The organism is Pandoraea horticolens (assembly GCF_902459555.1).
In the GTDB taxonomy this organism is placed as follows: Bacteria; Pseudomonadota; Gammaproteobacteria; order Burkholderiales; family Burkholderiaceae; genus Pandoraea; species Pandoraea horticolens.
Genome location: NZ_CABPSM010000001.1, coordinates 692253 through 706744, shown reverse-complemented (window position 1 = coordinate 706744; position 14492 = coordinate 692253). Strand labels below are relative to the sequence as shown.

Genomic DNA, 14492 nt, shown 5'->3' with positions numbered 1-14492 from the left:
TCCTCGGGCACACCTCGATCCCAAACCTTGCGGCCGGCGAACGATTCGCCGGCCGTTTGCATTGCTACATCCTTTCGGATGACGATGGATTGTCATGTTCACGACATGTTGACCGCCTACATTGGTGGCTCAATCTAATCCCAAAGAGGACCTTGTAATGAAACCCAACTTCCGCATTGCGGCGGCGGGGTGCTGCCTGGCGTTCGCCAGCAGCCTGCCCGTGCCCGCTCTGGCCCAGTCCAACGTTCAGCTCTACGGGCTGATCGACTCGGGCGTCGAATTCCTCACCAACGCCGACAAGACCGCCGCCGGCAACACCGTCAACCTGACACGCGTCACCTCGGGCAACCTCGCCGGTTCGCGCTGGGGCATCAAGGGCACTGAAGACCTCGGCGGTGGCAACAAGGCCCTGTTCCTGCTCGAGAACGGCTTCAACCTCGGCAACGGTCAGTCGCTCCAGGGCGGCCGCGAGTTCGGCCGTCTGGCCTACGTCGGCCTGTCGAACAGCTCGTTCGGCACCTTCACGATCGGCCGCCAGGGCGGCGTGTTCCTTGACTGGGTGAGCAAATTCAACCCGCTCAACAACGCCGTGTACGCCATCAAGATGCAGGACACGGCGTTCTCCGACCGTCTGGACAATAGCCTTCGCTATACGGCCAAGCTCGGTGCGTTCGAAGGCATGGTCCAGTACTCGAAGGGCTATGACGACGTGAGCTTCGGCAGCGCTACGCCGGGCGACAACCGCCGGGCACAAGTCGTCGACGCGGGTGTGCGCTATGCGAGCGGTCCGCTATCGTTCGTGCTCGCTTACGATCAGAAGAACGGCGGCTCGACGCTGCTCAATGCGGCTATGACCCCGAAGGTCGGCGGCTATGAAGGCAACATCGATCGCCGTATCGCCGCCGCTGTGCAGTACTCGCTGCAAAACGTCGATCTGTATGTGGGTTATCGCTACCTGAACGCCAAGGCGATCCATCTCTCGGCCCTGAACAAGAGCCCGGTGGAAGCGTCGGGTTACTACTGGCTGGGTACGACGTGGCACGCCATGCCGGCGCTCGACCTGTCGGCCACGGCCATGTATCAGGACTTCTACGGAACGAACCGCGACCCGTTGTCGTTCCAGGTCAGCGCCGACTACAACTTCTCGAAGCGTACCGACGTCTACGTCAATCTCGGCTATGTCGTAAACCGCAACGGGTCCGACCTCGGTCTGAACGGTTTCGGCAGCAACGTGGTCGCCGGCAAGAACCAGTTCGGTACGATGGCCGGTATCAAGCACACGTTCTGATGACGAGCGACACTCGCGCTTCGCAGGGCGTGTCCGTGTCGCTGCGCGCGCTGCACCAGACGTTCGGTGCAACGCGCGTACTCGACGGCATCGACCTCGATGTCCCGGCCGGCACCACGACCGCCCTGCTCGGCCCGTCGGGCTGCGGCAAAAGTACCCTGCTCAAGCTGCTCGCCGGCCTGCTCGCCCCCACCGGGGGCGAAATCCGTTTCGACGATACGGTCGTCGCCAGCGACAGCATTTGCCACGCCCCCGAGCGGCGCTCGCTCGGCATGGTGTTTCAGGACTACGCGCTGTGGCCGCACATGAGCGTGGCCGCCAACGTGGCGTTCCCGCTCGAGATGCGCGGTATCAAACGCGCCGAGCGCAGCGACCGTGTGGAAGACGCGCTCTCTCTCGTCGGTCTGGCCGGGCTGGGCGCCCGCAGACCACAGGCGCTCTCGGGCGGCCAGCAACAGCGCGTTGCGCTCGCGCGCGCCATCGTCTCGGCCCCGCGTCTGTTGCTGTTCGACGAACCCCTATCCAACCTCGACCGCGATCTGCGCACACGTTTGTGCACCGATATCGGGGCGCTGCTCTCGCGTCTTGGCACCACCGCCGTCTACGTCACACACGACCGCGACGAAGCCGAGGCGCTGGCCGACCAGATCGTGATCCTCGCCCACGGGCGCGTTGACAAACGTATTACGAGGTAGCCCATAATGTTTCACCGCAAAATTATCGCGACACTCACCATGGCCTTTGCTGCAAGCGTCGGCGTACAACACGCGCATGCGCTGACCGTCTATACCGCCGGCCCCGGCAACCTCAGCAAGAAGCTCGCTACAGGTTTCGAGAAGAAGACCGGCATCAAAGTCGATGTGTTTCAAGCCACCACCGGCAAGGTGATGGCGCGCATCGAGGCCGAACAGGCCAACCCGCGTGCCGATGTTCTCATCTCCGCCTCGTGGGACACCGCGCAGGATCTCGAGAAGCGCGGCTGGCTCGCCTCGTTCCAGAGCGCCAACGCCGCGCGCGTGCCCGGCCCGTTCAAGACGCCGCACTACGTCGCCCAGGGTCTCTCGGCGCTCGGCATCGTCTGGAACGCCAGGTCGGGCACGCCCGAACCGCACGACTGGCGCGATCTGACCAAGCCGGCCTACCGCAATCTCGTGACGATGCCGGACCCGGCGCTGTCGGGCGCATCGGCGGATCTGTTGCTGGGTCTGCAAGCGCGTCTGGGCGGCGAAGCCTGGAAGCTCTTCGAGGATCTCAAGCACAACGGCATGGTCGTCTCGGGCCCGAACGCCCAGGCGCTCAACCCGGTGCTGCAAGGCGCGAAGGCTGCCGTGTTCGGCGCGGTCGATTACGTTGCCTACGCGGCGGCGTCGAACGGCGAAGCAGTGAAGGTCATCTTTCCGACGAGCGGCACGGTCATCGCACCACGTCCGATGATGATCCTGAACACATCGAAGCAGCAGAGCGAAGCGCGTCAGTTCATCGACTACGTGCTCTCGGACGAAGGTCAGCAGATGGTTGCCGAGGCGTGGCTGATTCCCGCGCGCGAGGACATCGCGATCAAGCGCGCCTCGTTCAAGGATCTGCGCTTGCTGCCGCAGGGCGACGCGCAATCGTCGAGCGCTTCGCGCGCCGATGTCCTGGCACGTTTCGCCAAACTCAACGGCCAGCACTGACGGTGAAATCGTTCCGACTACTCACCGCGGCGACGGTTGCAGCCCTCGCCGTCGTCGTGGCGTTGCCGGTCGCGTTCGTGCTGTTGCAGGCGGTTTTTCCACACCTCGCGCAGGGCTCGCTGGACGCATTTCGCGAGCCCTTCTCCGCCGTCTGGCCCACGCTGTCGCATGACAACACCTTACCGTTGCTGACCAACACCTTGCGGTTGGGACTCTCGGTGGCGTTGGGTACGGCGCTGGTCGGCGGCGTGCTGGGGGCGGTACGCGGCCTGTTTCATGTACCGGGCGCCCGGCTCTGGGATCTGTGCTTCCTGCTGCCGTTTCTCGTGCCGCCGTATCTCGCAGCGCTCGGCTGGATGTTGTTGCTGCAAACGGGCGGGTACGCCCAGCAACTTACCGGGCTGGATGCCGGACAGTTCCTGTTCTCGCTGCCGGGCCTCGTCTTCGTGATGACACTCAACATCTTCCCGGTCGTGTACTTCGCCGTCTCGCGCGCACTGGCCACGACGGGTTCGCGTCTGGCCGACGTCGCACGGGTGCACGGCGCATCGGCATGGCGCGCGTTTGCCCGTGTGACGATGCCGCTCGCCCTGCCCGCGTTCGCGGCCAGTCTGCTGTTGACCTTCACGATGGCCATCGAGGAATTCGGTGCGCCCGCCGCATTGGGGGCGCGTGCAGGCTTCTCGGTACTGGTGACGTCCATCGAGGGGCGCTTCGCCGACTGGCCCATCGATCTGCCGGGCGCGTCGATCCTGTCTGTCGTGCTGGCAGTCGTCGCGCTGTTCGCCTTCGTGTTGCAGCACCGGCTCGCGGCGGGCAAGGACTTCGAGACGCAGACGGGCAAACCGATCGCCTCGCCGCCGCGTGCGTTGGGGCGCTGGCGAGTGCCAGTGCTGTTCGGGTTCGGTCTGGTGGCGCTGCTCGCCACGGTCGCGCCACTGTTCTCGATTCTGGCCACGGCGTTCTCGGGCACGCTCTCGGGCGGCCTGTCGCTCGCCAACCTGACGACCGCGCACTTCGCGGCGCTGCTGGGTCAGGGCGCGGAGGGCGTCGAAGCGCTGGCGACAAGTCTGTCGCTGGCGCTCGGCACGTCGCTCGTGACCGGGGTGTTGGGGTTCCTGTGTGCGTGGTGCGTCGTGAAGTCGACGATGCGCGCCCGCGTACTGATCGACGGGCTCTCGCTGCTGCCGCATGCACTGCCGGGCATCGTTGTCGGCGTGGGTCTGATCCTTGCCTGGAACCTGCCGTTCTGGCCCGTGACGCCTTACAACACATGGGGCATTCTGCTGCTGTCGTATAGCTGCCTGCTGCTGCCTTACCCGGTGCGTTACACCAGCGCCGCCTTGCGTCAGACGGCCGCCTCGCTCGAAGCGGCCGCCCGCGTGCACGGCGCACCGGCCGGTGTGGCGCTGCGCCGCATCACGTTGCCACTGGTCATGCCTGCGCTCGGCGCGTCGCTGATGATCGTGTTCGCCATCGCGTCGCGCGAGTTGGTGACATCGTTGCTGCTGGCCCCCAGCGGGGTTCAGACGGTCTCGATCTTCGTGTGGCGTCAGTTCGAGCAAGGCTCCATCGGGCAGGGCATGGCGATGGGTGTCGTGTCGATGACGGTAAGCGGCACGTTGCTCGCGCTGGCATCGAGGCTCAACGCAAAACCAGCGAACGGCTGAAACCATCCGGTCGCGCCCGGCGTGAGCGCCGGGCGCGCCCCTCACGCCACCCTCGCCACACAGCGCGCGCGGCTCAGAACGGCATGCGCACCAACTCTTCCACCGCACCCACCACCTTGTCGCGCGTTCGCATCAGCATGGAAAACGACAGGTCGGCCTGAGCGCTCGCCAGCATTGCGCCGGTCAGATCGTCGCTACGGCCCAGATCGACCGCCGTCATCCGGTCGCCCGCGTCGCGTTGAGCGGCGTCCACTCCCCGCAGCATCGCGCCGAAATCGGGCTTGCCCGAGGCCCCGGCCAGTGCAGGCGCCGCCTCGCGCACGCCTGCGGCCATATCCAGTTCGCGTTGTGTCGCTTGCATGCGACGCATTTCAGTCATCAGCGACTGTTCCATCGAGACGGGCATTCGAATCTCCGTGAGGCGTTTGAACGTGTGCCCCCCGCGCGATGCGCAGGGGCACTGACTTGACTCCGCACTCTACGCACACCCGCCCCCACCGTGATTGGGCAAACCCCTAAAGCACACGCGGTTGAGTCTTTCCCCATCAACAAGGACGAGCGACGCCTTTAGGATGCGAACTCCCCTGCGCGCTGAAGCGCTGCGAACCGTCTATCAACCAAATGAACACTATGCACGCGCCTACGCCGCCCGGCGCGATCCGGGCACTCGATCCGTGCCGGCTCGGACAGCCGACGCAGCTCCTCGATCCGCTGACCGAGCGGCTGCGCTCACGCCTCGATGTTCAATTACCGCAGCACGTCCGTCATCGCCATGCTATGGCGTGGCGCGTCGCCGCCATGTCGGTGAGCGCCAGCGCCCCGGATACCGCCGATGTCATCGTGCAGCGGTTTCGCGTCGACGGACATTGCATCGACGTAACGCTCGACGCCGGCCTGTTGCGCGACGCGTTCCGTCTGCGCTACGACGCGGATGAATTCGTCGGCCCGCCGGACTTGCATGCCACGCCGCCAGCAGCGACGTACGAGCGCTTTGTCACACGCTTTGCGAGGCAAATGCTCGATGCGCTGCGTCAGGCTGTCTCGTCCGAGATGACACCGGTACCGCCGGATGTCGAAACGATGGACCCCGATCCCCGATTGACGCCCCCTTCTCTGTGGATCGGTGCGCGCATTGCGGATCGCGCCGGTGACACGCCGCTGGGCACCGTCACCTTCCGGCTCGCAGCCGAAGACGCCCGCCGGTGGCTCACGATGCTGGGCCCCAACGCCGGCGAACGCGCAGCGCAACACACCCGGCCGGCATGCGACATCGCCACGATTCCGGTGCGTCTGAGCGCGCATTGGCTCGACGTCGATCTGTCGCTCGGCGCGTTGCTCGACGCGCAACCGGGCGACGTGTTGCCCGTGCGTTTCGTGCAGCGCGCCCTCGTTTGCGTGGACAACGCCCCGCTAATGAGCGCCGACATCATCGAGCGCGACGCGCATCTGTGTCTCACGCACTTCGAAACTCTTGAGTAAGGTTCCCATGTCTACCCAATTCCCTCACGCCCCCTCCGGTCTGGTCTCCGGCGCCGCCGATGCGAGCGACCTGCGCCCGGACGCACACATCGACGATCTGCCATCCCTGGACGATCTCTCTCAAGACCTTTCGGCCGACTGGCTCGGCGACGCAGGTGCGCCTTCGACGTCGACGCCCCCGCTGCCGCAAGCCGGTGGTGCGGCGCAGGTGCCGCTCGCCATGCGAGAGACACTGCGCCGCGTGCCGGTGAAACTCACGCTCGAGGTCGGGGCGACCCGGCTCACGCTGGGTGAGCTAGCGGCCCTGCGCGCCGACGACGTCCTGAGCCTCGACCGCGCAGCGGGTGCGCCGCTTGCGGTGCTGGTCAATGGCGTGCCGGTGGGACTCGCGGAGGTTGTCGCCTCGGGCGCTCAATACGGACTGAAGATCCTCACGCTCGATGCGCTCGAGCTGGACCGGCTAGCCCGATGAAAACCGCCCTACAGGTCTTGCGTCAGCGGGTGCTGCGCCCGCTCGGCGCGCGCGGCTTTCCGCTGTGCGCCTCGGAGACCTTGATCCTCGCAATTCTGGCGATCGGGTTCGCCCTGTTCGCCACCGGTGCTCGCGCCGATGAAGCGGGCGACCTGATGCGCTTGCGCTCGCAGGGCGGCACTACCGACTTCACCGTCAAGACCCAGTTGCTCATTCTCATGACGCTGCTGGGCCTGCTGCCCATGATGCTGATGGTGATGACCACGTTCGTGCGTTTCGCCATCATCCTGGCCCTGCTGCGTCAGGCGCTGGGGCTTCAGCAGGGGCTCCCCGCGCGCGTGCTCACCGGCATGGCGCTGCTGCTCAGCCTGCTTGTCATGCGCCCGGTCGGCGAGACGATCTGGACGCAAGCCGTGGTGCCCTACGACGAAAACCGGATCACGCTGACCGAAGCGATCCGTGCCGGCGAGGCGCCACTCTCGCGCTTCATGCTCGCGCAGACCCGTCAGTCGTCGCTCGACCTGATGGCTCGCCTGACCGGTGAGACCGACGTTGCCGAGCCGCAAGCCCACAGTTTTCCAGTCAAGGCATCGGCCTTCCTGTTAAGCGAACTCAAAACGGCGTTTCAAGTCGGCGCCATGCTCTTCGTGCCGTTTCTCGTCATCGATCTGGTGGTGGCCTCGGTGCTCATGGCAATGGGCATGATGATGCTCTCGCCGCTGGTCGTCTCTCTGCCGCTCAAGCTCTTGCTGTTCGTGCTCATCGACGGCTGGACGCTCACCGTTAGCACGCTCTTGACCAGCGTGCAGGCAGTCTGAGGGGAACGCCATGCTCACCAGCGATATTGCCATCGACATCGGGCTCGACGCCCTGCGGCTCGTGATCGTCATCGTGCTCGTCCTGATCGTTCCGAGCCTCGTCATGGGACTGGTGGTGGCGTTATTTCAGGCGGCCACGCAGATCAACGAACAGACACTGTCGTTCCTGCCGCGCCTGATCGTTACGCTGCTCACGCTCGGGTTTGCCGCGCCGTGGCTCGCCGGCACGCTCACCGATTTCGCCGCCGAAACCTTCGCTCGCGCGGCCTCACTGGCCGGTTAGCGCTGCACGCCCCAACGCCCGCAGCCGGACAAACGATCATGCCGTTTCCCCTCCCCTTTGCCGCGTTCCCCGGCCTCGAAGCCTGGCTCGCCCAGTGGCCTGCACAGCTCGTGACGCTGTGGTGGCCGTTCTGCCGCTTCGTTGCGGCACTGAGCATGCTGCCACTCGTTGGCGAAGGCGTGGTGCCGATGCGCTGGCGTGTGCTCATGTCTCTGGTGCTCAGCCTGGCGCTGTGGCCGGTGTTCGCCCAGACCGGTGTGCCGCCGACCGATCCGTTCTCGCTCGCGGGCATTGCACTCGCCGCGGAACAGGCAATCATCGGTGCGTGCCTCGGTCTGGCGTTCTTCATCGTGCGCGGTCTGCTCACGCTCGTGGGGTATCTCTGCGCGTCGCAGATGGGATTGGCCATGGCGGCCATGAACGATCCGATGAACGGCGAGAGCAGCGAACCGGTGTCGCTGCTGATGGTCTGCCTCGGCACATTGCTCTTCTTCATCGCCGATGCCCATCTGATTGCGGTGTCCGTCGTCGCCCGCAGCTTCGAGGTGTGGCCCATCGGCGGCGGTCTGCCGCTCACCGACCTGAGCGGACTGCTGCGCGCCCTCGGCTGGACGCTGGCCGCGGCGATCACACTGGCGTTGCCCGTCGTGCTGACGACCTTCATCGTGCAATTCGGTCTCGGGTTGCTCAATCGCGCCGCGCCGGCCCTGAATCTGTTTTCACTGGGCTTCGCCGTCACGACGCTCGTCGGGCTGATCGTGCTCTCCGCAGTCGTGCCGGCCCTGCCCGCCCATTACCTGACGTTGACCGAGCGCGTACTCGACTCGCTCGGCCCCGTCGCCCGACCGGGGTGAGCGCATGACGACCCAGGACACCGGCGACAAGTCCGAAGCCGCCTCCTTCCAGAAGCTGCGCCGCGCGCGTGAGCAGGGGCAGGTGGCGCGCTCGCGCGATACCGCCACTGCGGTGGGCATCATGGCCAGTGTGGCCGTGCTCGCGGTCACCGCGCCTGCGCAGCTCGACGAATTCCGCTCGCTCTACGCAGCGGCGTTCGCCGATCTCGCGGGCATCGGCTTCGACGACGCCTGGACGGCCCTGCTGCCCGCCGCGATGTGGCTGCTCGTCAAACTCGTCGCGCCGCTGGCCGCCATTCCGCTGTGCATCAGCGTGGCCGCCATGCTGCCTGGCGGTTACGTCTTCAGCACGACGCTGCTCAAACCGAAATGGCAGCGTCTCTCGCCCAAGGCGAACCTCGGCCGGCTGGTCTCGATGAAGCACTACGCGCAGGTCGGCACCGCCGTCTTCAAGGTCGCGCTGGTCGTGACGGTGCTCGTGCTTGTCGTAAAAGCACGCTGGGACGACTTGCTCGTGTTGCAGGCGAGCGCGCCGGGTGAGGCGATCACCGTGGGGGTATGGCTGTTGCGCGATGCCGTGCTCGTGCTGGGCGGCGCCTTCGTCGCCTTCGCGTTGCTCGATCTGCCCTTGCAGCGCTTCCTGTTCATGCGCGATCAACGCATGACCAAGCAGGAAGTGAAGAACGAGCACAAGCAGACCGAGGGACGCCCCGAAGTGAAGCAGCGCATTCGCCAGATCCAGCGCCGCATGGCCGAGCGCAGCTTGCGGCACACGGTGCCCACGGCCGACGTGGTGATCGTGAACCCGACGCACTACGCCATTGCCCTCAAGTACGACACCGGTCGGGCGCAAGCGCCCTATGTGGTGGCGCGCGGCCTCGACGAAATGGCCGCCGTGCTGCGACAGATCGCCCGTGAACACAAGATCGACGTCGTGAGCGCCCCGCCGCTCGCGCGAGCGCTGTACCACACCAGTCAGGTCAACCAGCAGATTCCCGCCGCCCTGTACGACGCGGTCGCCGTGATTCTGGCCTACGTCCTGCAACTGCGCGCCTGGCGTACAGGCGAGCGCACTACCCAACCCGACCGACCGGACACGCCCACCGTGCCCGCGACGCTCTCCGATCCACCCGCTACGCGACTGATTCCTTAAACTTATGAGCCGACTACTGACCGACCTTCGGCGTCACAAATTTCTGACGCCGCTCATCGTCTTCGCCATCCTAGCGATGGTGATCCTGCCGTTGCCGCCGCTGCTGCTCGACACGCTTTTCACGTTCAACATCGTGCTCTCGATGGTCGTGATTCTGGTGAGTCTGTCGGTGCGGCGTCCGCTCGATTTCTCCGTCTTCCCGACGGTCATTCTCGTCACGACGCTCATGCGCCTGACACTGAACGTGGCCTCCACGCGCGTGGTGCTCCTCAAGGGCAACGAAGGCACGCACGCAGCAGGTAGCGTCATCGAATCGTTCGGCAATGTGGTCATCGGCGGCAACTTCGTCGTGGGTCTCGTGGTGTTCGTGATCCTGATGATCATCAACTTCGTGGTGGTCACCAAGGGGGCGGAGCGCATCTCGGAAGTCTCGGCGCGCTTCACGCTCGACGCGCTGCCTGGCAAGCAGATGGCCATCGATGCCGACCTGAACGCGGGTCTCATCAACCAGGAAGCCGCGCAGACGCGCCGTCGCGAGGTGGGCTCGGAAGCCGACTTCTATGGCGCGATGGACGGCGCATCGAAATTCGTTCGCGGCGATGCCATTGCCAGCATCCTGATCCTGCTCATCAACCTGATCGGCGGTGCTGCCATCGGCGTGACGATGCACGACATGAGCGCCGGTGACGCCTTCCGTCAGTACTCGCTGCTGACCATTGGCGACGGGCTGGTCGCACAGATTCCGGCGCTGCTGCTGTCGTCGGCTGCGGCCATCATCGTGACCCGCGTGTCCGACGCGGGCGACTTCGAGAAGCAGGTGGGCAACCAGTTGCTGGCGTCGCCCTCGGTGCTTGCGAGCGTGGCGGTGTTGATGTTCGTTCTCGCAGTGATTCCCGGTATGCCGACGGTGCCGTTTCTGGCGTTCGCCGGCGTTATGGGGTTCGTGGCGTGGCGCGTGAGCCAGCGGCGTGTGCCCGACGCAGCCGACGACACCGGCGCGCTGGAAGCCGCACTGACGGCGCACGAACCTCCGGCGCTCATGTGGCAGCAACTGCCGTTCGTCTCACCGGTGACAGTCAGCCTCGGCTACCAGATCGTGGGGCTCGTGGACAAACGCGAAGGCGCCCCGCTCGTGCAACGGCTCTATGGCATGCGGCAAACCCTCTCGCAGGCGATGGGCTTCGTGGTGCCTGCGGTCAGGCTCGATACCGGCCTCGGACTCGGCGCCACCGAATATGCCATCGACGTTGGCGGCGTACGCGTTGCAAGCGCGTCGGTACCGCACGATCGGCTCATGGCGATTGCCGCGCCCGATTGCTATGGCGAACTCGACGGCATGCCGGCCATCGATCCGTCGTTCGGCATGCCCGTGGTGTGGATCGAGCCCGAGCAGCGCGCACACGCACTAGGGCTGGGTTACCAGATCGTCGATCCTGCGGGAGTGATCGCCACGCACGTTCAGGAGGCAATGAAGGCGCATCTGGCCGACTTGTTCACCTATCAGGATGTGACGGCGCTCGGCGAACGGTTGCGGGAATTGTCGCCATCGCTGGCCGATGCACTGGACAAGGCGCTCACGCATCAGCAGCAATTGGCGGTCATCCGTCTGCTGCTCGCGGAAGCGGTGTCGTTGCAGGATATCGACGTGCTGGCGACGGCGCTGGTCAACGCCTCGGCGGTGAGCAAGGAGCCGCTGGTGCTGGCCGCTGAGGCGCGCAGCGCGCTCAAGCGACGGCTGGTGCACGGGCTGATCGGCGACGAGCCGACGCTTCACGTCTACCAACTCACGACCGATCTGGAGAACTTGCTGCTGGGCGCCTATACGGCCGCGCAGCAAGCGGGCAAGTCAACCGCCGATGCCTTCCCGCTCGATCCGCAATTGCTTGAGCAATTGCAGTCGCACATGCCACAGGCCCGCGAGAACATGAAACAAACGGGCCGCACACCGGTCCTGCTTGTCATGCCGCAACTGCGTCCGTTGCTCTCTCGTTACGCACGGATGTTTGCGAGCGGCCTGCACGTGCTCTCGTACAACGAAGTGCCGCAGACGAAGGAGATCGAAGTGGCGGGAACGTTGGGGTAAGGAAAGGGTTTTATCAACGCGCAGGTGGGTTTACCGTGACAAAGCGCCAACGGCATGTCGTCGTTGGCGTTTTTTCTATGCGCATAAGACAAAAGAGCCAACGGCGTGAAGCCGTTGGCTCTTCTTTTTTCAGACTTGCCTGCCGGAAGACATCACCGGCCGGTGCGGCGCAATTAACGCAGCAGCATCTGGATCATGCCCGGCATTTCGCCGGCCTTTTGCAGCATTTGCAGGTTCACGTTCATCTGCGTTTGCAGCTTGGTCAGTTCCGACACCGATTCCGCGAAGTCCACTTCGTTCAGACGCGAATTCGCTTCACGCGTGTTCTGCATCAGTGTCGACTGAACTTCTTCACGGCCGTCCAGATCCATCATGGCAGCGCCGATGCTGGCTTGCACGGTAGCGAGTTGGCTGATGGCCGTTTCGAGGTTGGTCAGGGCGCTACCGGCGTCATTTGCAGTGAGCAATTGACCAGGCGTCGATTGCACCTTCGAAACCAACAGTTCGTCAACCGCCTGGAACAAGGTGCGCTCTTCGTCCACGGTCAGCGTGTTACCAGCCGCCCGACCCAATGTGCGCAGCTCGGTAGCAAGACTATCTCTCAGCGTACGAACGTCAGCAGGGCTCTTATCGAGTTCCGCCGTCAGCAGCGTCTCCAATGCGGTCGCCCACTTCACGTTACCGCCAGATGCCTGCTCCTTGTTCAGAATGGCGGTAATTCCAGCCTTCCCGTGCAGTTCTCCAATCAGCGTGTTCGCTGCATCCGCAGCGCTTGCGGCTCCCATCAAGGCATGCACTTTGGTGACACCGTCGAGCGTCGACACGGGCTTCCCAAACTGCGCCGTAGCATTGCCGACACTGGTGAACAGGCTTTGCAGGTCCGTGCTGATGTCAAAGCGCTTCGTTTCGTCCTTCCCAGCACCGACTTGCAGGTCGATCCCGCCCGCTGCCAGCAAACCGTCCGACGTGATGCCCGAAGAAGAAGTGAACTCCATCTTCAGCAGGTTCTTACCGGCGAACGTGGTGTTCTCGAAGATGGCTTGCAGCGCTTGTGCGTTGTTCGTGTATTGTTGTTGCAGCGCGGCCTTTTCGGCGTCGCCCTTCAGGCCGTCTTTCGCTTGCGTGGCCAGATCCTTCATGGTCACGAGCAGTTCGTTGGCCTTGTCCATCGCGCCTTGCGCAACGCGGGTGCTCGACTGAGCGTACTTCATGTTGCTGATCGCCGACTTCGTGCCGCTGGCGTGCATGTTCAGCATGGCCGAAATACGGGCGGCGGCCGGGTCGTTCTTGTACAGGTCGTTCTTCTTGCCGGTCGAGAGATCGCGCATGATGGCGTTCAGCTTGCCACCGGTGCTGCGTTGCGAGTTCAGCGACGACATTTGCGCCACGTTGGTATGCAGAGTCAACATTGCTAGGGCTCCTTGTTCTGGTGAGCTATTCGGCAGACCGGATTGCCTGCCTCACCGTGTTAAGGCGTCCCTTCGCGAATTTTGTTAATGCTTTCTCTCGGAGATTTTTCCCATCTGCATCCGCGACTCGACTGTGCGTTAGCCGGACCCGCGATGCTTACCTAGATCGCGCCAAGCAACGCCCGCACGTTTGCACGCGTCACGGGGATACCCTTCGGCATCGCGAGCGTCAGCGCAACGAACGGCGGCTGTTTGCCCAGTCGCGACGTCCATGCCTTTGCCGATGCCAATGCAATATCAAATGCTTCGTCATCGATAGCGGCGCGGTCATTCACCAACGCCGCGCTGCCGACAGCCTGCGTCGAAGCTCGCGCCGTGTTCTGCGCCAACACATGAGATGCCCGAATAGCCCGCACCATCGATGCAAGCGCGCGGCGCGTCTGTGCAACGGCATCGGCGCCATCGAGACGCCATGTCTGCGGCGCGATGGCGTCGGGTGCCTCCCGAAGCATTACACGTTGTGCATGGCCGCCGGCACCCTGGCTCGTTTGCGCGATGGCCATGCGCGACGCCAGCGCCGGCCACGCCGTGCCCGGCGTGCTCATCACCCATCCGCGCTCGGGCGGGGGCGGCTCCAGGGTGATGCCGTAGGCCGCCAACGCTCGCGTCGCACGGCGGCGCAGCCCTGCTTGCGACACCGCATTCGCCACATCGATCTCGACACCTGGTTTGTGGGGGCCGGCGGGGAAGAGCGTAATCTGCTCGGCCTTCGACGCGCGCCACTGCGCGGGGGCGACACCGTCGACCGTGAACCGTCTCGGCGCGTTTCCTCGTTCGTCGAAATGCAGGCGGTCGTCGACCGTGCCCAGGCTACCGCGCTCGCGGTTCTGCCAATGCGCGCCGAGAGCGTCGAGCGCCCGGCGTGCCTGTGCCTGCGACACGGGGTCGCCGTCTTGCCAGCGCGAAAGCGACGTCATCGCCACACTCGCCGAGGCATGAAGCATCGACAACCATTGGGCACCGGCACTCGCGCGGCTGGCCGTCGCATGCCGAGCAATCAGCTCGGTCACTTGTGCGACACGCTGCTTGTCGAACCACTCGACGCCCCGCGACGTGGGCCACGCCGACGCGCCAACGCGCGCGCGCCCGGTCACACCCGGCGCGGCATTCGTCGAACCTACGCCGTCGGGCGCGCGCGCCGAAGCGCCGGCTTCCTGCGCGTCGCCCCGGCGGGGATTCAGACGCGACGACGTCAGTGCGTCGTCGAGTGCGGCACTCCCGGGAATCTCACGGACGATGTCAACCATGGA

At 64.9% G+C, this 14492-nt stretch carries 14 protein-coding genes; 11 read left to right on the top strand and 3 right to left on the bottom strand.

The window, feature by feature from the left end; all coding sequences use genetic code 11:
• The first annotated feature begins 157 nt into the window (after positions 1-157).
• The 4 genes from PHO31112_RS03260 to PHO31112_RS03245 are packed head-to-tail and all read left to right on the top strand — an operon-like array spanning position 158 to position 4631.
• Positions 158-1288 (top strand): porin, encoded by a 1131-nt coding sequence (locus PHO31112_RS03260; RefSeq protein WP_150619153.1) that lies wholly within the window; start codon positions 158-160, stop codon positions 1286-1288.
• Positions 1288-1983, top strand: a complete 696-nt coding sequence (locus tag PHO31112_RS03255) for an ABC transporter ATP-binding protein (RefSeq protein WP_150619152.1) — start codon at positions 1288-1290, stop codon at positions 1981-1983. Before PHO31112_RS03260 ends, PHO31112_RS03255 begins: the two co-directional genes overlap by 1 nt.
• Before the next feature lie 39 nt (positions 1984-2022).
• Positions 2023-2961 carry an ABC transporter substrate-binding protein gene (locus PHO31112_RS03250; RefSeq protein ID WP_246177643.1) on the top strand — a complete coding sequence of 313 codons (939 nt, stop codon included), beginning with the start codon at positions 2023-2025 and terminating at the stop codon, positions 2959-2961.
• 2 nt (positions 2962-2963) lie between these two features.
• The gene (locus PHO31112_RS03245; protein WP_150619150.1) at positions 2964-4631 is read left to right on the top strand and encodes an ABC transporter permease; all 1668 of its coding nucleotides are present in this window, start codon (positions 2964-2966) and stop codon (positions 4629-4631) included.
• A 73-nt stretch (positions 4632-4704) separates the two neighbouring features.
• On the opposite strand, the gene fliE is transcribed toward PHO31112_RS03245, so the two are convergent.
• Positions 4705-5037, bottom strand: a complete 333-nt coding sequence (gene fliE / locus PHO31112_RS03240; protein WP_150619149.1) for a flagellar hook-basal body complex protein FliE — start codon at positions 5035-5037, stop codon at positions 4705-4707.
• 215 nt (positions 5038-5252) lie between these two features.
• Here fliE and PHO31112_RS03235 point away from each other — a divergent pair, with 215 nt between their 5' ends.
• From PHO31112_RS03235 to PHO31112_RS03205, 7 genes are read left to right on the top strand one after another with little or no spacing between them, the layout of a single operon-like run.
• Complete coding sequence (locus PHO31112_RS03235; RefSeq protein ID WP_150619148.1) at positions 5253-6110, top strand: FliM/FliN family flagellar motor switch protein; 858 nt, start codon at positions 5253-5255, stop codon at positions 6108-6110.
• A gap of 7 nt (positions 6111-6117) precedes the next feature.
• Complete coding sequence (locus tag PHO31112_RS03230; protein WP_150619147.1) at positions 6118-6582, top strand: FliM/FliN family flagellar motor switch protein; 465 nt, start codon at positions 6118-6120, stop codon at positions 6580-6582.
• Positions 6579-7400 carry a flagellar type III secretion system pore protein FliP gene (locus tag PHO31112_RS03225; RefSeq protein WP_246177641.1) on the top strand — a complete coding sequence of 274 codons (822 nt, stop codon included), beginning with the start codon at positions 6579-6581 and terminating at the stop codon, positions 7398-7400. Before PHO31112_RS03230 ends, PHO31112_RS03225 begins: the two co-directional genes overlap by 4 nt.
• Before the next feature lie 10 nt (positions 7401-7410).
• Positions 7411-7683, top strand: coding sequence for a flagellar biosynthetic protein FliQ (locus tag PHO31112_RS03220; RefSeq protein WP_010804475.1), 273 nt, complete (start codon positions 7411-7413; stop codon positions 7681-7683).
• 38 nt (positions 7684-7721) lie between these two features.
• On the top strand, positions 7722-8537 hold the full coding sequence (locus tag PHO31112_RS03215) for a flagellar biosynthetic protein FliR (protein ID WP_150619146.1): 816 nt from the start codon (positions 7722-7724) through the stop codon (positions 8535-8537).
• Between the two features lie 4 nt (positions 8538-8541).
• Positions 8542-9690, top strand: a complete 1149-nt coding sequence (locus tag PHO31112_RS03210) for an EscU/YscU/HrcU family type III secretion system export apparatus switch protein (RefSeq protein ID WP_150619145.1) — start codon at positions 8542-8544, stop codon at positions 9688-9690.
• A gap of 4 nt (positions 9691-9694) precedes the next feature.
• Positions 9695-11773, top strand: a complete 2079-nt coding sequence (locus tag PHO31112_RS03205) for a flagellar biosynthesis protein FlhA (RefSeq protein WP_150619144.1) — start codon at positions 9695-9697, stop codon at positions 11771-11773.
• Positions 11774-11946: 173 nt separating this feature from the next.
• On the opposite strand, the gene PHO31112_RS03200 is transcribed toward PHO31112_RS03205, so the two are convergent.
• The gene (locus tag PHO31112_RS03200) at positions 11947-13182 is read right to left on the bottom strand and encodes a flagellin N-terminal helical domain-containing protein (RefSeq protein ID WP_150619143.1); all 1236 of its coding nucleotides are present in this window, start codon (positions 13180-13182) and stop codon (positions 11947-11949) included.
• Positions 13183-13343: 161 nt separating this feature from the next.
• A complete protein-coding gene (locus PHO31112_RS03195) occupies positions 13344-14489 on the bottom strand; it encodes a hypothetical protein (protein WP_150619142.1) in 1146 nt (381 codons plus the stop codon).
• Positions 14490-14492 lie beyond the last annotated feature (3 nt).